Here is a 21,211-nt window from a genome sequence, read left to right on the forward strand (position 1 = left end):
CCCTTCTAGTGTAAGTATTTCTCTCTGTATTCTCTGGGAGATATCTTATAATATTGTTTAAATGCTCTCGAAAAGTTCTTTGGATTATCATATCCAATGCGATAGGCAATTTCGTAATGTTTATATGTAATATCGCATAACATGTCTGCTGCTTTCTTCATTCTCAGTTCAACTAGATATTCCGAAAAACCCGTTCCGGTTTTTTCTTTAAACAGCTTGGAAAGGTAATTCGGACTCAAGTTTACTTGAACTGCGGCCTCTTCGAGAGTTGCATTTTGATAGTTGTTTTTCAGATATTTTTTTACATTTGCAATTATTTTTCCATAGTAAGAAGTCATTTCCTGAACTTGACTCTCTTTGTGATAGCGCAGATCGAGATCCGATCGAATTCGCTCAAAGCAGCTATATAATGCCTCATACTTGACTGGTTTCAGAAGATAATCGAAAGCATGGTTGACGATCGCAGTATGAAGATAAGAAAAATCCTGATAGCCAGTCAGAAAGACAAATATGAGATCGGGAAAATCGGAACATAGATGATCACTAAGTTCAATTCCTGACATAACAGGCATACGTATATCGGTCAGCACGACATCGATGGTATGCGTCCGGATAAAGGACAACGCTTGTTGTCCATTCGAAAATTGCCCGGAAATTTTAAAGCCATTCTTCTCCCATGGGAATAAATTTACAAGTCCCTCACTTATTTTGTTTTCATCATCTACGATAATCAGTGAATACATACGAATCCCTCCAAAGCATTTGTCTCAGGCTGATAAGTTAAGTATACTATATCGGAGAAAATATGAACAGAATGATATTTTGAATCGTAAGAAATGAATACATAAAGTAACATATGTGGAATTGCACGGTGTAGTTTGTAATAAATGAAGAAATATAGTAATTGAAAGGATTGGAAGAACACATATTTTTCGATAGAATAATACGTAGAACTTGTAGAAGAAAATATTCAATATGTATGGAGGGATAAGGATGAAGAAGAAAAAAGTAATGGCGATGATGTTGTCAGTTTTGATGGCAGCCACACTTATGACTGGCTGCGGAGGATCCGATGATGCAAATGGAGGTAAGTCAAAAAGTGAAAAGTCAGACAAGGGGGAGCAGGTCACACTGAGATTCAGTTGGTGGGGCGGAGATGAGAGAAATGAAGCAACACTGCAGGTAATTGATAACTATGAAAAGGAACACCCAAATATCAAGATCGAGCCTGAGTTTGGCGGAGATGAAGGGTATCTGGAAAAGCTTTCTACATCGCTTGCAGGCGGACAGGCTGCAGATATTATCCAAAACGGAACGGGTTGGATGCCGGGATTCGTAGAAAAAGGAGACTTTTTTGTCGATTTTAATGACTATAAAGATGATATTGACTTATCCGGATTTTCTGATGAGTATCTGGACAATACCTGTGTCTTTGATGGGAAGCTGCTTGGACTTCCAAGCGGTGTTGCCACCACGGCACTCCTGGTCAATAAGACATTGGCTGATGAAACAGGTATAGATCTCACAAAAGATGTGACCTGGGAGAGTCTGATTGAGATGGGAAAGAAAGTGCAGGAACATGATAACAGCCAATATCTTTTGAATATAGACACCAGTTTTCTTGTGACAAATGTCTTTCGGCCATATATTATGCAAATGACAGGAAAACCGCTGATTGATGATGATACAAAAAAACTCACCTGTTCTGAAGAGCAGCTTGTATCGGTATTGGCATATATTCAGTCTCTTTACGAAAATCATGTGACTCAGCCAGCTGGTGAGACAGCGTCTTTTGAAGATGCACTTCAGACGAATCCGAAATGGATCAACGGAGATTATGTGGCGGTTATGACGAATTCTTCTCAGATCAACAATTTGACAGCCGCAAATGAGAATGTCGAATATATAGTAGCTTCAATGCCTGAGATGAGTGACAAATCCGTACAGAAGAATGATGGGTATTATGCGAATCCCCCTCAGTTGATGTGTGTGAATAAATCCGGTAAACATGTCAAAGAAGCTGTGAAGTTTTTGGACTACTTTTACAATAATGAAGATGCAGCTAAGATTCTAAAGGATTTGAGATCTGTGCCACCGACTGAAAATGCAAGAAAAATCTGTGAGGAAAACGGACTAATCGGCAGTCTGGTGACCGATTCAGTTAATAAAGGTCTTGAAAAACATGGGGTCAATGAGATGGGTCTTACAACAGACTCGGAGGTGGAGTCTGTGATAAAAACCATGATTGAAAGTGTCAAATATGGAGAAAGTACACCTGACAAAGCCGCATCTGATGGAATCTCTATGTTAAATAACATTCTCTCAGAGAAATAAGCATTAGGTGAGATTCAGCTGCCTCGACCGCTGATTTCTAGCGATCGGGGCAGCTGATCAGAAAGGTATCGTATTTCATGAGACTAAAAAAAATAAAAAAATATAGAAAAAAAGACTATATGGGGCTGGTATATATTGCCCCCTGGCTGATTGGCTTTTTACTGCTTCAGCTTTATCCTTTCTTGAGTTCTTTATACTATTCGTTTACAGATTATCAGTTTTTTAATGATCCGTCATGGATCGGGATCCAGAATTATAAAAAACTCTTTACAACAGATCCAGAGTTTTACAACTCGCTTAAAGTCACAATAGTGTATACACTTTATACAGTACCCGGAAAACTGATTATGGCATTGTTTATCGCAGTTTTGCTGAACCAGAATCTGAAGCATATCGGTGTTATCCGGACTATTTATTATCTGCCTTCTCTTTTTTCAGGAAGTGTAGCTGTCGCAATCTTATGGAAACTTCTTTTTATGGATGAAGGAACGATCAACAGTTTACTGACAAGTATTCATCTTCCAAAGGTGCAGTGGTTAGGGACAACATCAACGGCATTGGTGACAATATGTCTTCTTGAGATCTGGCAGTTTGGGTCATCAATGGTGATGTTTCTTGCGGCTTTAAAACAAGTTCCCGTTTCACTATATGAAGCAGCCTCTCTGGATGGTGCCGGAGCAGTTAAAAAGTTCTTTCATATTACAATTCCTCAGATTTCACCGATAATCTTTTTCAATATTATCATGCAGTCGATTACCGCTCTTCAGAACTTTACATCCTCATTTGTAGTAACAGGAGGCGGACCCAATAAAGGAACCTATGTCCTTGGAATGAAACTTTATACAGATGCGTTCACTTATTTCAAGATGGGTTATGCAAGTGCAACTTCCTGGGTGATATTCGGGATGATTCTGGTGATTACGCTTTTATTGTTCCGATTTTCTTCAGGAAAAGTGTATTATGAAGATGGAGGAGACTTTTAAGAGAGAGGAGTTTGCATGAGAAAGATAAAAAAGAATAAGGTTTTGATATATTTGATCATAGCACTGGTTGGTGTTCTTATGATCTACCCCATTCTCTGGATGTTTCTTGCGGCGTTCAAGACAAACAGCGAAATCTTCGGGTCTGTAAAACTACTTCCTGGAAGTTGGTCGTTTGATGCATTTGTGAATGGATGGAAGGGAACAGGAAGATATTCATTCGGAAAATTTTTCCTGAATACATTTGCCATTGTTGTGCCCACGACATTGCTGACTGTTGTATCTTGTATGATTGTTGCATATGGATTTGCCAGATTTAATTTTCCCGGAAAAAAACTGCTGTTTGGAATTCTGATTGCAACATTGATGCTTCCAAATACTGTGATTATTATCCCACGTTACACGCTTTTTAATAAGTTTGGATGGCTGAACACGTACCTGCCTTTTTATATACCGGCACTTTTGGCGTGCTATCCGTTCTTTATTTTCATGTTGATGCAGTTTATGCGCGGTATTCCCAGGGAACTGGACGAATCAGCGTATATGGATGGATGCGGAACCCTTAGAACGTTTATCAGCATTCTATTGCCGTTGTTGAAACCAGCGTTGTTTTCAGCAGGGTTATTCCAATTTCTGTGGACATATAATGACTTCTTTAACTCCCTGATTTATATTAACAGTGTTGAGAAGTACCCGATATCACTCGCACTTCGATCAGCGATTGATGCAGAAGCAAATGTGCAGTGGGGACAGATCATGGCGATGGCTTTCATCTCTGTCCTGCCGCTTATGATTTTGTTCTTTGTCGCACAAAAGTATTTTGTAGAAGGTGTGGCGACGAGCGGGCTGAAAGGATAATATATATCAGATATTGCAAATGAATACTTAATGATTTATGATAGGATATAAGGGGTAAAAGGTTATGCGTTTCATGAATAAGACACTTAATCTAGGTATTTCTAAAAACATTGAAAGCAGGAGGATTTAAAATGGCAGTAAAAATGATCCCAAAGACGATGACAGGTGCTGTTCTGCCCGGAGACAGTTCCGTGGAAATGAAAGAATTCGAGATTCCGAAGCCGGGTTATGGACAGGTTTTGGTGAAGACAAAGGCGACAACGATCTGCGGCAGTGACATTCGATGTATATATCGCGAACACACAGGTAAAGGTCCGGAAGCTTATATTCCCGGCACGATTGCAGGACATGAACCCTGCGGCCTGATCGTGGAAGAAGGGGAAGGTGTACGCAGATTTCACAAAGGTGACCGTGTAATTGTTTATCATATATCAGGATGTGGGGTATGCTATGACTGTCGCCGTGGCTATTACATATCCTGCAAGAGTAAATATCGCAAGGCTTATGGTTGGCAGAGAAATGGCGGGATGGCTCCGTACATGCTTTGTGATGAGAAAGATCTGATTGCACTGCCAGATGAGCTTACCTACAAAGATGGTGCTCAGGTGGCCTGTGGATTCGGTACAGTCTATGAGGCAATTGAGAAGATAGGAATTTCTGGAAATGATGCAGTGCTTGTGACAGGGCTTGGGCCGGTGGGTCTTGCAGCGTTGATGCTCGCAAAGGCACTCGGCGCGAATCATCTGATCGGTGTGGAGATGAATGACTATCGAATTGATCTTGCGAAAAAGCTTGGTCTCGTAGATGAAGTTTTTAAACCTGACAAAAACACTCTTGAGAAGATATTGAAGGTGACTGGCGGGCATGGTGTGGAAAGAGCTATTGATGCCAGTGCCAATGATTCAGGAAGACAGCTTGCAATTCGTGCGACCAGAGATTGGGGAAAGATTGCATTTGTAGGAGAAGGCGGAACTTGCACATTTAATCCCAGCCCCGACATCATTCATGGTCAGAAATCAATCTATGGATCCTGGGTCACAAGTCTTTGGCGTATGGAAGAATTAGTCGAGAAATTAGTCCGCTGGAATATTCATCCGGAAGACCTGATTACGGATGAATTCGCAATTGATCATGCCGGCGAAGCATATCAGCTGATGGCAGGAGGACAGTGCGGAAAAGTTGCGGTAGTATTTGGTGATCAGGATGAGCGCTAAAGAAATTAAAGTTCCTTCAAAGACTTTATACACGGGTGCCAAGATGCCCGCCATCGGTCTTGGAACTTTTGGATCTGATAAGTATTCTTCCGATGATATTGCCAGAGCAGTATACGGTGCGGTAAGTGCGGGCTACCGTCTGATAGATTGTGCTTCTGTCTATGGAAATGAAGCAAAGATCGGGGTGACTTTGGAAAAACTCTTTCAAGATAAGATTGTTTCAAGGGAAGAGCTTTTTGTCACAGGAAAAGTCTGGAATGATATGCACGGTGATGGACAAATCGAAAAATCATGTAAGAATAGTTTGAAAGATCTAAAAATTGATTATTTTGACTTGTATCTTGTACATTGGCCGTTTCCCAATTATCACGCACCGGGCTGTGATGGTGATTCCAGAAATCCAGATTCTCGTCCGTTTTCTGTGGAAGAATTTATGAGTGTCTGGAGACAGTGTGAGTCACTAGTTGACAGGGGACTGACAAAGCATATCGGTATGTCGAATATGACAGTGAAGAAACTGGAAGAGGTGTTTCCACTTTGCACAGTGAAACCGGCAGCAATTGAGATGGAGCTGCACCCTGGTTTTCAGCAGCCTGAATTGTTTCAATTTGTCACAAGTCATGGGATTGTACCGATTGGGTTCTGTCCGCTGGGGTCTCCTTCCAGACCCAAACGTGACCGGACGCCGGAAGATGTTGCAGATACACAGATGCCGGAGATTGTAAAAATAGCAAACACTCATAATATTCATCCGGTGGAAGTATGTTTAAAATGGGCGGTCCAGCGGGGACAGATTCCGATTCCGTTTTCCGTAAAAGAGAAGCAATATGTATCAAATCTAAGATGTATTACAGAAGATCCGCTGACTGATGAAGAAATGGATGAGATAAGACAGGCCGATAAAAATTGCCGTCTCGTCAAAGGACAGGTCTTTCTCTGGCCCGGGGCCAAAAGCTGGGAAGAGATCTGGGATCTTTAAAGCAGGAAACAAGGGACTGACTTTCATGGTCGGTCCCTTAAGTGGATTCTATGTTATGATTTATTAAGAGGAAGTTATTATGTTAAAAAATGTAGATCTATATTATTTTAGCCCCACAGGAGGGACAAAGAAAGTCGCCCTGATGTTTGCTAAGGGGCTTGCTAAAAAAGTGAATCTGATAAACTTAGGAGATAAAAAGGTATTGAAAGAGCCGGAGAGTGATCTGATCGTGGTGGCGGCACCTGTATTTGGCGGGCGTATTCCAGCTCTGGTCTCGGATAAGATCCGAACGCTTGACGCTGCCGGGAAAAAGGCGGTTTCTCTGGTTGTATATGGAACGAGAGCATACGAAGATGCGCTGCTGGAATTGAATGATGCATTAAAAGATATTCAGGTCCAGATAATTGCCTCAGGCGATTTTGTCGCACAACATTCAATCGTGTCTGAAGTTGGAAAAGGAAGACCGGATAACAAAGATATCGAAGAGATTAAAACATTTGCAAAAAATGTCCTGGATAAGATGGAAGATCGAAACAACGATAACGACACTGAAAAAGAGATCAAGGTACCAGGAAGCCGACCATATAAAACTGCAATGAAGATTACAGACACGCCAATATCAACGAGCCGCTGTACATTATGTGGAACATGTGAAGAAGCCTGTCCTACAGGTGCGATCTATATCGATGGAAATGAACTGACGACTGATCTTAGAAAATGCATTCTCTGTATGGCATGCACATATGTCTGCCCGGAAGACGCCAGGGTGCTTCCAAAAAAGTTACAGGAAAGCGATGATGAGATGCTGAAACCTCTTATCGGGATATACCGGGAGAATGAAACTTTTTTATAAAATACTGCAGAGTGTGAAATGGAGAGAAAATTTATTATGTCAAAATGTTTGATTGTTGTAGACTACCAGAATGACTTTGTATCGGGGTCTCTGGGATTCGAAGGAGCGGAACTTTTAGACGCCCGGATCGCAGAGAAAATCAAGCAGTATCGTGCATCGGGTGACACTGTGATGTTTACCTTTGATACACATACGGATGATTATCTGAATACTCAGGAGGGAGAAAATCTCCCTGTACCACATTGTATCAAGGGCACGAAAGGACATGAGTTTTACGGGGAAACCGCGAAATTGATTCGCGATACGGACAAATGCTTTTACAAACCAGGTTTCGGGTCAGATGAGTTATATGAGTATTTAAAGGATATACCCTTCGATAGTATCGAACTGGTCGGACTTGTGACAAACATCTGTATCATATCCAATGTTGTTCTTGCAAAGACTGCACAGCCAGAAACACCTATTATCGTGGATTCCACATGCATCGGCTGCAGTGATCCAAAACTTAATGAGGAGACACTCCATGTGATGAGGGGACTTCAGGTAAAGGTGATTGACTGATCCATAAAGGGAGGACGGGAAAACCCGCCCTCCCTTTATGGTATTTAAAGTCTGCATTTTAACTGGCAAAGAGCTTCTTGAATATCTTTGACTGCTGCTCTGTTGTCACAGATGCTGTTATCGATATCTTTTAATGCACATCTGATCTGATCAGCAGCACACTCCGTATTTTCAAGAGAACGAACAGCGTTGGCAAGAGCTGCCTCCATTCTGGCTATTTCATCGTATCCGCATGTACAGCCACTTCCACGGGAATATGCAGGACCGTATCCGCGATTATTTCCACAATTTGACATCTTTTAAATCCTCCTTCATAAATTAATGAGAGACCAAAGGGTTTCGAATTTCATATAAGGAAGAACCTGAAGGGTTCTTTCACTATATTATATGAAAGGTGATGAAAAAGTGTGTATTATGTCAAAAAATGTTATTTTATGATTCTTTCCAGAAGATATGGAATCGCCTCTTCAAAGTTAACGCCATACCAACTTCGATTATCATCGTTTACCGTGAGCTGGATACACCTGGCTGTGTAATCGGCAGCAATTGGGATGGCCTCTTTCCATGTTTTTTCTCTGGAAAGTGCGCCGGTAAATGTGCTGGAGAAGATATCGCCAGTGCCGTGGAATACCGCATCAATTCGTTTGTTTTCATAATAAAAGTATTCATCTTTCTCACGGTCGTATCCCATGACTCCAATTTTATCTTTATCAAAGCTGACTCCGGTCAGGATAGATAGTCTGGCACCGAGTGCTGAAAGCTTTTTCATCATTTCGCGGATGTAGCTCTCATCGTAGTTTTCTTTGTAATCCATTCCTGTCATGAAGGATGCTTCTGTGATATTTGGGACGATAATATCCGCTTTTTGACAAAGTTTTGCCATATTAGCTGAGAATGCCTTGTCAAATCCGGGATAGAGTTTTCCATTGTCGGCCATGACCGGATCGACGATGATCAGATTATCAGTTGTCTTAAATTCTGAAAACAAATGGGAGATCAGATCGATTTGTCTTGCAGAGCCTAGATATCCGGTGTAGATGCTGTCAAAAGTAATTTTCTCTTTCTTCCAGTGTTCGGTGATAGGAACGATGTCATCCGTCAGATCACGGAAGGTAAAGCCGTCAAACATCGTATGGGCAGAGAGTACAGCAGTCGGAAGGACTGCTGTCTCTACGCCGAAAGCAGAGATAATAGGAAGCGCAACGGTAAGTGAACATTTTCCAATACACGAGATATCCTGAATGGTAAGAATTCTTTTCATGATATTTTTCTCCTTAGGGTGAGTAGCGCACCGATTGCCATGACAACAGCAAATACGATGAGGAAAGCAATGACAGCGGTTTTATGTGAGATGCAGGCAGCAATAATCATAAAAACACAGCTTGCCAGAGAAATACAGGGCATAATAAAACGTTTAAAAACACTTAGATCCTTTTCTTTTCTGATAAAGTTGATAAAGATCGGAATGTACAGTGCATATACTGTGACAATCGGAAGCTCAGAGGAGTCAAAATCAAAGAATCCAAACCACCCATCTGTCAGGTTGGCACCGTAAAAGTAAAAAAGCCATATAGCACATAACAGAACACTAAAGATTGCTGAGTTGACAGGCATGTTAGTCGTGGGGTCGATCTGGCTGAAAATTTCTGGTTTTGGTCCATTTCCTCTTGCCGCCAGTGAGTAGATTCCACGGCTGCATCCCATCATCAAACCGTTCAATGTACCAAGGCAGGAGATGACAACCAAAACAAAGAGAAGTGTTCCGCCTGCGGATGAGAAGACCTTCTCGAATGCAAGCTTTGCACCTTCTTCACCTCCGGCCATCATTACTTCATTCTTTACAGTTCCGGCGATGCCAATGTAGTAGAGAACGTAAACTGCCATGATTACGAAAGTACCTGCAACAAGAGCAAGCGGAAGGTTTTTCTTGGCATTTTTAAGCTCCGCGTTAATACTTGTCGCTATGATCCAGCCTTCATAGGCAAAACTTGCAGCGATAATCGCCGCAAATAGTCCGCCAGATGAACTTTTGTTTACGTAATGTGTAAAGTTATATTTCGTCATGCCACTATGAAGACCAATAATTGTTCCGACGATTGCCATCAAAAAGATTGGAATGAGCTTAATCACAGTGGTGCTTACCTGGAATTTTCCGGCCAGTACCGGAGACAGTGAGTTCAACGCAAAACTTGCAACCAGATATACACATGCGATCGTCATACATTCTCCGCCAGTAATCGAAAAACCTAATAAAACACAGGTATATCGGGCAGAGGCCCAGGCGAGAACAGAGGTGATGGCAGGATAATATATTATCGCCATGAACCATCCGACGTAATAGGCGTATTTTGTGCCCATCGTGGCTTCAGCATAGTCAACCAGTCCGTTGACATACTGATACTTTGTAGCCATAACGGCAAATGTGTAGGCACAGGAAATCATGATAACTCCGCCGATCAGCCATGCGAGAATGCCCTGCTTCAGATTGCCTCCTGTAGCTGTCAGGATTTTTTCTGCTTTGAAAAATACTCCGCTGCCGACAACGGTACCGATTACCATCGTGACAGCTGTAAAAAAGCCGTATTTTTTTTCCAGTTTTGGTTCCATAAAAATAGTCTCCTCCAGTTTCTATAGTAAAATCCTCTCACTTTCTGAGGTATAACCCCCTTTGAGAGTTGAAAATAGAAATTCTTTTGATTGTACCATAAAATGAAAGAAATTTCATCTGTTTTTTATTATAGTCTTAATTCGGATTGAAATGCTATCATACAAATCATTGATGCAACCTGCAGTTTACATTTGGAAACCAAAAAATGGTGGGCATTTTCCTGAAAATCAGGTATGATAAGAGCGCTAATACGAATTTATAACGGAGGTCGCATGTATGACAACGGGAGAAAAAATCTCAAAGCTTCGCAAGGAAAATAACTATACACAAGAACAGTTATCCCATATCCTTGGAGTTTCAAGGCAGTCAATCAGTAAGTGGGAAAGTAATATTGCGTATCCCGAAACAGATAAACTAATACGCATAAGTGAACTCTTTGTCTGCTCTTTGGATTATCTTCTGAAAGAGGAAATGGAAGACGATAGCAGACCACAGGAATCGCAAATCTATTCCTCATATCTTCTCAGGAGAACGATTCGTGAAAGAAAAAGTAAGAAAACGATATGGGGATTACCTGTATGGCATATCGGAAAAAATGCAAAAGGGATTATTTCTATTGGCTTGAATGCGAAGGGATTGATTGCCATAGGATTGAGAGCTCAGGGGCTGATCTCTATTGGAATGTTGTCACTGGGTGTTTTCTCTTTTGGAATGTTATCTTTAGGTCTTATTCTTTCCATTGGATCAGTTGCTCTTGGTATTTTCTCAGCAGGCGCTTTTGCAGCAGGTGTTTTTTCAACAGGTGCGATCAGCTTTGGTATCATATCTCTCGGATCAATCGCAATTGGTGATTTCTCTGTTGGACCACTGGCAATTGGAAAATACTTTGCAGCTGGTGATCATGCCAGAGCAATGATTGCGTTAGGAGAAACGAAGGCATATGGAAGTGCTTTTCGGAAGATCGGAAAGTTAAGTTCAACAGAGATTACAACGGTTAAAGCTCTGTTAAGTGCTAATGTTCCCTCATATCTTATATGGGCCAAAAATATGATCCAGGTGTTTATCAGCTGAAAAATTACGATAGAGAATTATAATAGTGAAGCCTCCGCTTGACACTTTTAACCAGTCATGTTAGATTATTAGTATCATTAACAAGAAAGAGGTGAAAGCATGATTATTATTTCTTGCAGATAAGAACAACTTTAAACGCATGTTCTGTGACGAGCAAAGATTTTCGGGCATTGAGTCTGCTATACCATGAGACATCTGTTCCGATTGTATCTGTTTGTGGGCATGCACTGCAGGAAATATACATGCACTTACTTCATCCTATAGTTATTTTCAAGGCGGGTTATACTGCTTTGAGGACGACGCACCCTCATGGCGCGGAGAGTATATATGTATACTTTCTGCGCTGTTTGTATATGTGAGGAGAAAGTTATGGCACAGATAGATGTACAAAATTTGACTTTTTATTATGAAGGGAGCACAGATGTAATCCTTGATCATGTTTCCTTTCAGATTGACACAGACTGGAAACTGGGGTTAATCGGAAGGAATGGAAGAGGAAAAACCACATTTTTGAACCTTCTGCTTGGAAAGTATGACTATCAAGGCACGATCAGCTCCAGTGAAGTCTTTGATTATTTTCCCTATCCCGTAAAGGACAAGACCAGAAATACAATTGATGTCATAGAAGACACAGATCCCATGTATGAGCTTTGGAAGGTTTGCAGAGAATTGAATTTGCTGGAGATTGATTCGGATGTTCTTTATCGACCGTTTGAGACATTGAGCAATGGAGAACAGACAAAAGTTCTGCTTGCGGTCTTATTCGCAAGAGAAAATCATTTTTTGTTGATCGATGAGCCCACGAATCACCTGGATATGGAGAGCCGCAGGAAACTTATGGGTTATCTGAATTGTAAAAAAGGATTTATTTTAGTCTCTCATGACCGTGCTTTCCTGGATGGATGTATTGATCATGTTTTGTCGATCAATAAATGCAACATTACAGTCACAAAAGGAAACTTTACCACTTGGTGGGAGAATAAAGAGCGGCAGGATATCTTCGAACTGGAGCAAAAGGAGAGGCTGAAAAAAGACATTCGGAAGCTGGAAAAAAGCTCGAGAACAACCGGTGAATGGGCGGGAAAGGTAGAAAGATCTAAAAGGGGAGCGGCGGATAAAGGCTATGTCGGACATAAGGCTGCTAAAATGATGAAACGGTCCAAAATTCTGGAACACCGGGCAGATCAGGCACTGGAGGATAAATCATCACTTCTTAGAAATATCGAGGAAATGGATGATCTGAAGCTTTGTCCGCTTATGTATCACAAAGAAACATTGATTCGTATGGAGGACATTCGGATTTCCTATGGTAATTCTAAACCTGTTTTGGAAAATTTCCATATGGAAGTGAAAAGGGGTGAGCGAGTAGCCTTGCAGGGAAGCAATGGCTGTGGGAAATCAAGCATTTTAAAAATAATTATGGGAATAAATCCAAATTTTCAAGGCCGGGCGGAACTGTCATCGGGAGTGGTTCTATCCTATGTTCCGCAGGACACGTCTGGGATATCCGGTACCTTAGGTGAGTTTGCCGAGTTAAACGTACTGGACGAAACAATATTTTTTACGGTTCTTCGAAAGCTTGGTTTTGAGAGAACACAGTTTGAAAAGCAAATCGAGGATTTTAGTGAGGGGCAGAAGAAAAAGGTACTGATCGCAAAGTCATTAAGTCAGCAGGCACATCTGTATATCTGGGATGAACCGCTGAATTATATTGATATTTATTCGAGAATGCAGATTGAACAGCTAATTCTTGAGTTTCGACCTGCAATGCTGATGGTGGAACATGACAGTCATTTTATTGAATGTGTAGCGACGAAAGTGATTCGAATGTAGCTGGTAAAGATATTGGGATGGAGATAAAGGAATTGAAAAAAAGACAAGAGGTATTGAGTTATGGCATGAAATTTACAGGAGCATATCTGGATACACCGTTCCACGACGATAACTGGGTATTGGTCAGATACAGACCGAATAAGCGGGCTTTTGTCTGGACATATGAACGTCTTGGGAATATTTGGGTGAATGTCAAAGTAGAACCACAGTGGAGGGATTTTTGGAGAAATGCCTATGAGTCTGTGTTTCCCGCCTATCATCAAAATAAGGAACATTGGAATTCAATCATACTGGACGGAAGTATTCCAGATGAAGAGATTAAACGCATGATTGCAGAGAGCTACGATCTTATTATGAAAAAATAACGGGAAAATTGACTGCATGTGTCGTAATAGCGCTTCACGACTTTCGTTGGGATTTCAGTTTAATGAGTTAAGGATTGGCTTTATTTCATTCAGAGAATCAATAACGTAGTCTGGTTGAACATCGGAGGTATTTTTAATATGATCATGATTAAACCAGATGGTTTGAATCCCGGCATTAATCCCACCTTGGATATCAGAGGTTAAGCTGTCACCTATGATCACAGATTTGTCCTTACTAAAAGCTGGAATCTTTGCGAAACAGAAGTCGAAGAACTCTCTTCTTGGCTTATTGAATCCAATCTCTTCAGAGATAAATATATCCTGACAATAGTCTCGAAGTTTGGCACTTTGAATCCGGCCTTTTTGTACATCTGCCATTCCGTTCGTAACTATGTAAAGTCGGTATTGATTGTGCAGAATCTGAAGCAGTTCTTCGGCGCCATCCAGATAGTAATGTCCGATGCCGAGATTCTTTTCATAGATTGATTCTGCAAGATCGGCAGAGCAATCAATTTCGAATTCATCAAACAACAGAGCATAACGGCCTGTTTTGACTTCATCGCGGGTAATCTTTCCACGTTCAAGCAGTTTCCATTGAGCAAGATTGATTTCACTGTATCTTTTCATAATCTGTTCTGTGGGTTCAATATTAAGAGCGCGGAATGCTTTAGTCAGCGCTATTTCTTCGGCTTTATCAAAGTCCAGAATTGTATTATCTAAATCAAATAAAATAGTGTCGATCATCGTTATACTCCTTTGTAAAATAATAGGTTTTCTTTCTGTTACGAATTAGATACAAGACTCATTATAACTTTTCTTTATAATATACACAAGCAAAATGAGCAATCAGGTAGCCCAAAATGCAGAATTGTGGTATTATAAAAATAAAAATTACGGTGTTCTGACACCTTATATTTATATTTTTTTGGAGGTGTTTATGAGTATCAAACGATGCAGCTGGGCTGACAAGTCCAAATTAGAGCAGGAATATCATGACAATAAATGGGGAAGACCTGTTCATGATGATCATGAATTATTTAAAATGCTGATCCTAGAGGGACAACAGGCCGGGCTTAGCTGGTCTACAATTCTAAAAAAGATGGATGCACTCTGCGATGCCTATGATGACTTCAGACCGGAAAAACTAGCCTTATTTGATGAGGCAAAAATGAAAAGGCTGCTTTCAAATAGTGGGATTATAAGAAATCGGCTGAAAGTAAATGCTGCCGTAAATAATGCCAAGATGTATTTTAAACTCTGTGACAACTATGGATCGCTGGATCATTTCTTATGGTCTTATGTGGATGGCCGTCCGATTCTAAATCACTGGGAAACGATGCAAGAAGTGCCGGCAAATACGCCGCTCTCTGATGAAATCAGCATACAACTGAAAAAAGAGGGGTTTAAGTTTGTCGGGAGCACCATTGTTTATTCACTTATGCAGTCAGTTGGAATGGTCAATGACCATCTGGCATCCTGCAGTTTTCGATTTCCAGAACTTAAAAAACTATGAAAGTATGATATCGCAGGGGTTATATACTTTATGAAAATCAAAAATCGAGGAAACAAAGAATGATCAGAAAAGCATTGATGAGTGATGTAGCAGAAATTCAGAAGGTTTATGATAGTGCCAGACAATTTATGTATTCTCATGGAAACAAGACACAATGGGGCGAAAATTATCCTGGAGAAGATTTAATAATTCACGATATTGAAAACGGAGATTTGTACGCCTATGAAACTGATGGAAAAATCCATGGTGTTTTCGCATTTTTCATTGGGCAGGACCCAACTTATCAGAGGATAGAACAGGGATCATGGCTGTCCGACACCCTCTATGGGACGATTCACAGAGTTGCAAGTGACGGTGCCAAAAACGGAATTATGCAAAAAACTGTATCTTATTGCGAGAACAAGATACCACATATTCGGATAGATACTCATGAAGATAACAAAATAATGCAAAATCTGATTCAGGAAAATGGTTTTAGGCAGTGTGGAATCATTTATACGGAAGATGGAAGTCCCAGAATTGCGTATGAAAAAATTTAATAATATGGATCACGAAGTATCAGTTTGTATATATTCTGACAATTCGACGGTGATCTGATACTATTGTAAAAATGACATTTCCGTGATATACTGAATAAGTAGTAATTGATTATGCTTTCTTAAGACAGATCAACCGAATACTTGGCTGGCGAAAGATGAAAGAGGTGAAAGATTATGAAAGACTTAAAACTGTATTTTAAGCATTCCTGCCCGTATTGTCAGAAAGTTCTCCGGTACATGGATGAACATGATGTAAAAGGGGTACAGCTGATGGATATCAAGGCGGATCAAAAAAATCAGGATGATCTGGTGAGACTTGGGGGGATGGATCAGGTTCCTATGCTTTTGATTGACGGAAAACCGATGTATGAATCTGATGATATTATACAATATATGAAAGACGAATTGCAGGACTCCTAAGATTTTACCGTTTAGTGAGTCAATGGGATGGCTTCTTTTTGTGGAATGCTAAAAGGCTTTTTCTGCAAAAAGAAGCTCTTTTCTTAATTTGTGCTTTATCTGGTATTTATCAGGGAAATCATGTATAATTTAGAAATAACGAGAAGGAGGTATTATTTATGGTACTTTGGATTGTACTTGCAATTGTGGTAGTTTTAGTCATTTGGTTTGTAAGTTCCTATAATGGATTTATAAAACTGAGAAATAAAACGGAGGAGGCGTATTCAGCGATGGATGTGTCTCTGAAAAAGAGATACGACTTGATACCGAATTATGTGGAAACAGTCAAAGGATATGCAAAACATGAATCAAAAACATTGGAGAGTGTGATGACTGCAAGAAATGCGGCATTGAACTCAACAACAGCCGAAGATCGGATTGCGAATGATAATATCTTAAGTGGTACGCTGAAATCTTTGTTTGCGGTCTCTGAGGCTTATCCGGATTTGAAGGCGAATCAAAACTTCCTACAGCTTCAGGATCAGCTGCAGAGAATTGAGGAAGAGATCGCAGGGTCCAGACGATATTATAATGGAGTAGTTAATCGTTTTAACACAAAGACAGAGACTTTCCCCGGAAATATTGTTGCAGGAATTTTTAACTTTAAGAGAAAACCACTGTATGAGGTGAGCACAGAAGAGCAGAGAGAAAATGTTGAAGTGAAGTTTTAATCGCTAAAAGGAGTCTTCATGAAGATAATTAAAAATATATTTTCACGACCTTTTCTTCTGGGAGTTCTTATATGGATCGTTTTGCTGTTCATTTCCGGTGGGCTTCATAACTTTTCTTCAGGCAACAAATTAACGGAAGATTTGGCAATAAAAACAGAGAGATTCAATACGGATATCATAGTTGGCGAGGATCAAAGTTATGAGGTGAACGAAAAAATCGCTGTGAATTTTCAGGATACAAGACATGGTATTTTTCGATATGTTCCTTATAAGGGAAGTGTCCTCTCATTTGACAAGAATGGGAAGAAACGCAGGGTTCCTTATTTTGCCAAGATAACAGATGCAAAAGCGGATGACGTTCTGGAGGTTTCCAGAGAATCAGGTTCCTGGGTGGGGCGTCTGGGGGATGAAGATGAGGTACAGTTTGGAGAGTGCAATTACCATCTTTCCTACAAATTCATCCCGAGATTCCAGATAAAATCTTATAACAATGCTTACTATAATGTGTTTCCGAATCAGTGGCAGAATCCTATTCCAAAGGGAAGCAGGTTCACAGTCACATTTCCAAAGAGTTTTGATCATAGTATTTTGAAGTTTTACTATGGACAGCAGGGTGAGAGCAGGAATGCTGCAGAAATACTTGATATCTCCTGGGAGGGTGATAAAGTGACTGGGACACTGCTTGCAGATTTAAAGCTTGGTGAGGGTGTTACTTTTTATGCACCTATGAAGGCTGACTATTTTTCGAAGACAAGGAATGTGAATTTCCTATCTGCATCGCTTTTACTACCGGGAATTATCATCTGTTTGACAGTAGTTTTGCTGTATCTGTTATTTGGCAGAGATGAAAATATCATTCCTTCGATTCAGTACCAGCCGCCGGAAGGATTGGACAGTGCTGCGGTGGGATATATGATAGACGGCCAGGTTGATAATGAGGATGTAATTTCCCTGATTGTCTACTGGGCAGACAAAGGATACCTAAGGATTGAGGAGAAGAAGAAGCATGGTCTGGTTCTGGTTAAACGAAGGGAATTACCAGAGGATGCACCAGCTTATCAGATTACAGTCTTCCGTAAGTTATTTGAGAAGGATGAACAGACTAAGATCAGTCGTCTGAAATATAAGTTTGCAGGTACCATGGAGATCGCAAAGGATCAGATTAGAGAACGTTTCAGTGATGCATCAAACCACGGTGTCTTTACAAGAGCATCAAAAATTTCAAGAATTATCGCGATGGCTATCTGTACTCTTCCTTTCGTTTGGTTCATGCTGCTGACCGGATATTATTCTTTACTGGGAACAGGCAGGCTCATAGTATATGTCCTGTTGTGCTTCCTTCTCTTTGCAGGGATGATTGTAATCTGTCTGGGAGTTGATAAATGGTATGCAAAGTCATCAAAAAGCAGAAAACATCTGGTATATACGGGAATAGGAATGTGCGTTGTTTCAACTTCACTCTATACGGGAGATTATCTCTCACGTGCAATGGAAGATGAGATTTTTAATTATACCTGGCAGCTGGCTTTTATTCTTGTGATGACGATAATTAGTATCTGGTTGGCTGTATTCATGAAGAAGAGAACTGAAAAGTCGACGGAATGGATGGGAAGAATTGTGGGACTCCGCGATTTTATTGAGACCGCCGAACTGGATCGCATGAATGAACTGGCAAAAGGCAATCCGGAATGGTTTTACCACATTATTCCTTATGCATATGTATTTGGACTTTCCAATGTCTTTGCAGAGAAATTAAAAGATCTCTCACTTCCGGCACCTGAATGGTATGTACCAAGAGGAAAATATACGTATTTTGATTATTATACGTTTAATCGGTTGATGACGAGATCTCTGAATGATGCAACGACAACACTTACTGTTCCTAAGCCCAGCAGTACATCTGGCAGTTCCGGCAGTAGCGGGGGAAGCTTTGGAGGATCCTCTGGTGGAGGCGGATTTTCCGGGGGTGGCTTTGGAGGCGGAGGCGGAGGAAGCTGGTAACTTAATAGGGTCTGAGGTGATAGGATTGGGAAGAGGAGGAAGGCATTATCGATATCATAGTTAAATTTTTTCAGATGAGAATGGTGACAAATATTGTCGCCGGAATTGTTTTACTTTATGTGCTGCGCAGATTCCTTAACTGGATCTTAGAGATGAGAAGCATAAGAGAAGTTAAAAAGGCAAATGAAAAGATCAATTTTTTGTTGAAACCTTATGTTTCCGGCGGAGCATTCCCTCCTCCGGAGACATACTATGCGATCAAAGAAACAGTAGCTTCAGATTATCATGTGGCGGTCCAAGAACTGAATACATTTGCCGAATGCATCAGAGGTTTTATTGAAGAAATCTTTGAGGATGCGTATATTCCCGCAGATCAAAAGATGGAATATACGAACAATCTGCAGGTGCAGCTTGAGGCATACGAAGAATTATCATCCGGCGAGGAAATCTTGCGGATTTCCGGCACATCAGCGCCAGGCAATGGTATCTTTGACGGTGACAATCAGCTGAATATTTGCCTATTGCTTTCGGGCTTTTTAGTAGCGCTTTTCGGATTCTTAAGTGGCACTTATAATATTTTTCAATCTTTTGGTATTTTTCTCGGCGTTTGCTTTGCACTTGTAATTTTTACGGACTTGTGTTTAAAGAAGAAAAGATATCTGGAGATTCCGAGATGGTGGAGCAATGCAAAACAGAAGATGGCAGTTTCATGGGAAAGTATTATGAATAATCACAGAAGAACAAAGAAAGAGCGAGAACAGGATGAAGTTGTTCGCCTGAAAAAACAGCTGAAGGAAGAAAAGGACAAACTAAATCAATGGTCAGATGAGCTATTGCAAAAACAAAGAGAACTGGAAGCAAAAGAAAAGAATTTATCCACAGACGGCAGGGAAACCTCTGGGCAAAACAATAAAGAAAAAAGAAAATACCAGTTTAAAACGAGACTTGAGACTCAAAGACTTATTTTGAGACCCTGGGAGGAAAGTGATGCCGAAGAGTTGTATCGCTATGCCCAAGATGATAGAATTGGACCGTCTTGTGGGTGGCAGGTACATACCAGTATGGACAACAGTCATGAAATTATTCGCGATGTGCTTTCTAGTGTGGGAAATTATGCGATTGTCTTAAAAGAGACAAATCTGGTAGTCGGAAGCATTGGACTGATGATTGGAGAAAACAGCAATCTTGGTGTTTCAGATACGGAGGCGGAAATCGGTTATTGGATCGGAGTTCCATACTGGGGACAGGGACTGATTCCCGAGGCAGTATGTGAACTGATGCGTTATGCATTCGAAGAGCTGGGCCTTAAAAAGCTCTGGTGCGGATATTATGAAGGGAATACAAAATCCAAAAGGGTACAGGAAAAGTGTGGATTTCATTATCATCATACAAATGTAGGAGTATATGTAGACCAGATGAATGAGGAACGGACAGAACATATTTCCTGTATCAATCGGGATGAATGGGAAAGTAAGTATCAGAATGCTTCTTGACAGAACAAAAAGAAAATGGTAAACTCAAGATAGTTAGTGAGTACTAACTAATTTGTGTGAAGAAAGGCGATGGTTCTCATGGCAACAGCATTGATTTGTCTGGTGCTTATTGTTATAGCTGTATTTGGAATTAGAAGTTACAGAAAAAAGCTCACTTCCGGATGCTGCAGTCCCTCGGATGACACGGCTGTAAAAAAAACGAAAATAAAAGATAAAAATATTTCACATTACCCATACCATAAGGTCTTGAAAGTGGATGGTATGACCTGTGAAAATTGTGCCAATCGAGTGGAGAATAGTTTGAATCAGCTAGGGAATGTATACGCGCGTGTTGATCTATCGAGTGAGAGTGCGGATGTCTACATGAAACAGGACATTGATGAAAGCAGATTAAGAGAAACTGTGAACAATGCGGGATACAGAGTTTATCAGGTAATAAACAATCCGTAGTTATAGTATTATATAATCAAGATACCTTTTTTAATCTGTCATCATATAAAAAGCTATGTTTATATTCGATCAGAGAGGATCGATAAACATAGCTTGTACTTTTTTATGCAGGCATGAAACGTATAAATGAAACGCATAACCTTTTGATCCATCATCATATGGGGTCAAAAGTAATTTGACCCCATATGATACACGGATTGTTACGCTCTTCGAGCTCTCACAAGTCTCCGCTCCGCTTCGGTCCGTGCTAAACGAACATCCACTGGATGTTCAGCACCCTACAAACATTCGAAATACACCCTAATCGGGTTGCTTTTTCATGTTTGTTCGGGTCCCAAAGTTATGCTTTTTCATGCAAGCATGAAACGCAGGACCTTTTGCCCCTGGTATCATAAAATTGTATTAATAAAGATTGAGTTATTCTTCAAA

The 21,211-nt window shown here is 40.6% G+C and carries 22 protein-coding genes; 17 read left to right on the forward strand and 5 right to left on the reverse strand.

Annotated elements, in window-relative coordinates:
* Positions 1–5: 5 nt before the first annotated feature.
* Positions 6–743 (reverse strand): response regulator transcription factor, encoded by a 738-nt coding sequence (locus tag INP51_RS05450; protein WP_193736712.1) that lies wholly within the window; start codon positions 741–743, stop codon positions 6–8.
* Between the two features lie 250 nt (positions 744–993).
* Between INP51_RS05450 and INP51_RS05455 the strand changes: the two genes are divergently transcribed.
* From INP51_RS05455 to INP51_RS05485, 7 genes are all read left to right on the forward strand, one after another.
* Entirely contained in the window at positions 994–2,334 is a 1,341-nt protein-coding gene (locus INP51_RS05455) for an ABC transporter substrate-binding protein (RefSeq protein ID WP_193736713.1), read from the forward strand.
* A 119-nt stretch (positions 2,335–2,453) separates the two neighbouring features.
* Positions 2,454–3,317 carry a carbohydrate ABC transporter permease gene (locus INP51_RS05460; RefSeq protein ID WP_408610546.1) on the forward strand — a complete coding sequence of 288 codons (864 nt, stop codon included), beginning with the start codon at positions 2,454–2,456 and terminating at the stop codon, positions 3,315–3,317.
* Between the two features lie 15 nt (positions 3,318–3,332).
* Positions 3,333–4,172 carry a carbohydrate ABC transporter permease gene (locus tag INP51_RS05465; protein ID WP_193736715.1) on the forward strand — a complete coding sequence of 280 codons (840 nt, stop codon included), beginning with the start codon at positions 3,333–3,335 and terminating at the stop codon, positions 4,170–4,172.
* Between the two features lie 131 nt (positions 4,173–4,303).
* Complete coding sequence (locus INP51_RS05470) at positions 4,304–5,386, forward strand: zinc-dependent alcohol dehydrogenase family protein (RefSeq protein WP_193736716.1); 1,083 nt, start codon at positions 4,304–4,306, stop codon at positions 5,384–5,386.
* Positions 5,376–6,365, forward strand: coding sequence for an aldo/keto reductase family protein (locus INP51_RS05475; protein WP_193736717.1), 990 nt, complete (start codon positions 5,376–5,378; stop codon positions 6,363–6,365). The genes INP51_RS05470 and INP51_RS05475 overlap by 11 nt, the downstream gene beginning before the upstream one ends.
* A 79-nt stretch (positions 6,366–6,444) precedes the next feature.
* A complete protein-coding gene (locus INP51_RS05480; protein ID WP_193736718.1) occupies positions 6,445–7,218 on the forward strand; it encodes an EFR1 family ferrodoxin in 774 nt (257 codons plus the stop codon).
* Positions 7,219–7,254: 36 nt separating this feature from the next.
* A complete protein-coding gene (locus tag INP51_RS05485; protein ID WP_193736719.1) occupies positions 7,255–7,779 on the forward strand; it encodes a cysteine hydrolase family protein in 525 nt (174 codons plus the stop codon).
* A 44-nt stretch (positions 7,780–7,823) separates the two neighbouring features.
* Here INP51_RS05485 and INP51_RS05490 read toward each other — a convergent pair whose 3' ends face one another.
* From INP51_RS05490 to INP51_RS05500, 3 genes are all read right to left on the reverse strand, one after another.
* Positions 7,824–8,075, reverse strand: a complete 252-nt coding sequence (locus INP51_RS05490) for a hypothetical protein (RefSeq protein WP_193736720.1) — start codon at positions 8,073–8,075, stop codon at positions 7,824–7,826.
* Between the two features lie 131 nt (positions 8,076–8,206).
* Positions 8,207–9,040: a pyridoxamine kinase gene (locus INP51_RS05495; protein ID WP_193736721.1), complete on the reverse strand. Its 834-nt coding sequence runs from the start codon at positions 9,038–9,040 to the stop codon at positions 8,207–8,209.
* The gene (locus tag INP51_RS05500; RefSeq protein WP_193736722.1) at positions 9,037–10,386 is read right to left on the reverse strand and encodes an APC family permease; all 1,350 of its coding nucleotides are present in this window, start codon (positions 10,384–10,386) and stop codon (positions 9,037–9,039) included. The genes INP51_RS05495 and INP51_RS05500 overlap by 4 nt, the downstream gene beginning before the upstream one ends.
* Before the next feature lie 277 nt (positions 10,387–10,663).
* Between INP51_RS05500 and INP51_RS05505 the strand changes: the two genes are divergently transcribed.
* The 3 genes from INP51_RS05505 to INP51_RS05515 all read left to right on the forward strand — a co-directional run bounded on the left by INP51_RS05505 (position 10,664) and on the right by INP51_RS05515 (position 13,656).
* Entirely contained in the window at positions 10,664–11,458 is a 795-nt protein-coding gene (locus INP51_RS05505; RefSeq protein WP_193736723.1) for a helix-turn-helix domain-containing protein, read from the forward strand.
* A gap of 369 nt (positions 11,459–11,827) precedes the next feature.
* Positions 11,828–13,291, forward strand: a complete 1,464-nt coding sequence (gene abc-f, locus INP51_RS05510) for a ribosomal protection-like ABC-F family protein (protein WP_193736724.1) — start codon at positions 11,828–11,830, stop codon at positions 13,289–13,291.
* Positions 13,292–13,323: 32 nt separating this feature from the next.
* The gene (locus INP51_RS05515) at positions 13,324–13,656 is read left to right on the forward strand and encodes an MmcQ/YjbR family DNA-binding protein (protein WP_193736725.1); all 333 of its coding nucleotides are present in this window, start codon (positions 13,324–13,326) and stop codon (positions 13,654–13,656) included.
* Positions 13,657–13,710: 54 nt separating this feature from the next.
* Here INP51_RS05515 and INP51_RS05520 read toward each other — a convergent pair whose 3' ends face one another.
* Positions 13,711–14,400, reverse strand: coding sequence for a YjjG family noncanonical pyrimidine nucleotidase (locus INP51_RS05520; protein ID WP_193736726.1), 690 nt, complete (start codon positions 14,398–14,400; stop codon positions 13,711–13,713).
* 193 nt (positions 14,401–14,593) lie between these two features.
* On the opposite strand from INP51_RS05520, the gene INP51_RS05525 reads away from it, so the two are divergent.
* The 7 genes from INP51_RS05525 (at position 14,594) to INP51_RS05555 (ending at position 20,782) form a co-directional block, all read left to right on the forward strand.
* Positions 14,594–15,169 carry a DNA-3-methyladenine glycosylase I gene (locus INP51_RS05525; RefSeq protein ID WP_193736727.1) on the forward strand — a complete coding sequence of 192 codons (576 nt, stop codon included), beginning with the start codon at positions 14,594–14,596 and terminating at the stop codon, positions 15,167–15,169.
* A 77-nt stretch (positions 15,170–15,246) separates the two neighbouring features.
* Positions 15,247–15,708 (forward strand): N-acetyltransferase, encoded by a 462-nt coding sequence (locus tag INP51_RS05530; protein WP_230406885.1) that lies wholly within the window; start codon positions 15,247–15,249, stop codon positions 15,706–15,708.
* Between the two features lie 174 nt (positions 15,709–15,882).
* Positions 15,883–16,128 carry a glutaredoxin family protein gene (locus INP51_RS05535; protein ID WP_193736729.1) on the forward strand — a complete coding sequence of 82 codons (246 nt, stop codon included), beginning with the start codon at positions 15,883–15,885 and terminating at the stop codon, positions 16,126–16,128.
* Between the two features lie 158 nt (positions 16,129–16,286).
* A complete protein-coding gene (locus INP51_RS05540) occupies positions 16,287–16,838 on the forward strand; it encodes a LemA family protein (protein ID WP_193736730.1) in 552 nt (183 codons plus the stop codon).
* 18 nt (positions 16,839–16,856) lie between these two features.
* Positions 16,857–18,839, forward strand: a complete 1,983-nt coding sequence (locus tag INP51_RS05545; protein ID WP_193736731.1) for a DUF2207 domain-containing protein — start codon at positions 16,857–16,859, stop codon at positions 18,837–18,839.
* Between the two features lie 74 nt (positions 18,840–18,913).
* Entirely contained in the window at positions 18,914–20,332 is a 1,419-nt protein-coding gene (locus INP51_RS16595) for a GNAT family N-acetyltransferase (protein ID WP_331463513.1), read from the forward strand.
* A 78-nt stretch (positions 20,333–20,410) separates the two neighbouring features.
* A complete protein-coding gene (locus INP51_RS05555) occupies positions 20,411–20,782 on the forward strand; it encodes a heavy-metal-associated domain-containing protein (RefSeq protein WP_193736732.1) in 372 nt (123 codons plus the stop codon).
* Positions 20,783–21,211: the final 429 nt, after the last annotated feature.

Source organism: Blautia liquoris (assembly GCF_015159595.1).
In the GTDB taxonomy this organism is placed as follows: domain Bacteria; phylum Bacillota; class Clostridia; order Lachnospirales; family Lachnospiraceae; genus Novisyntrophococcus; species Novisyntrophococcus liquoris.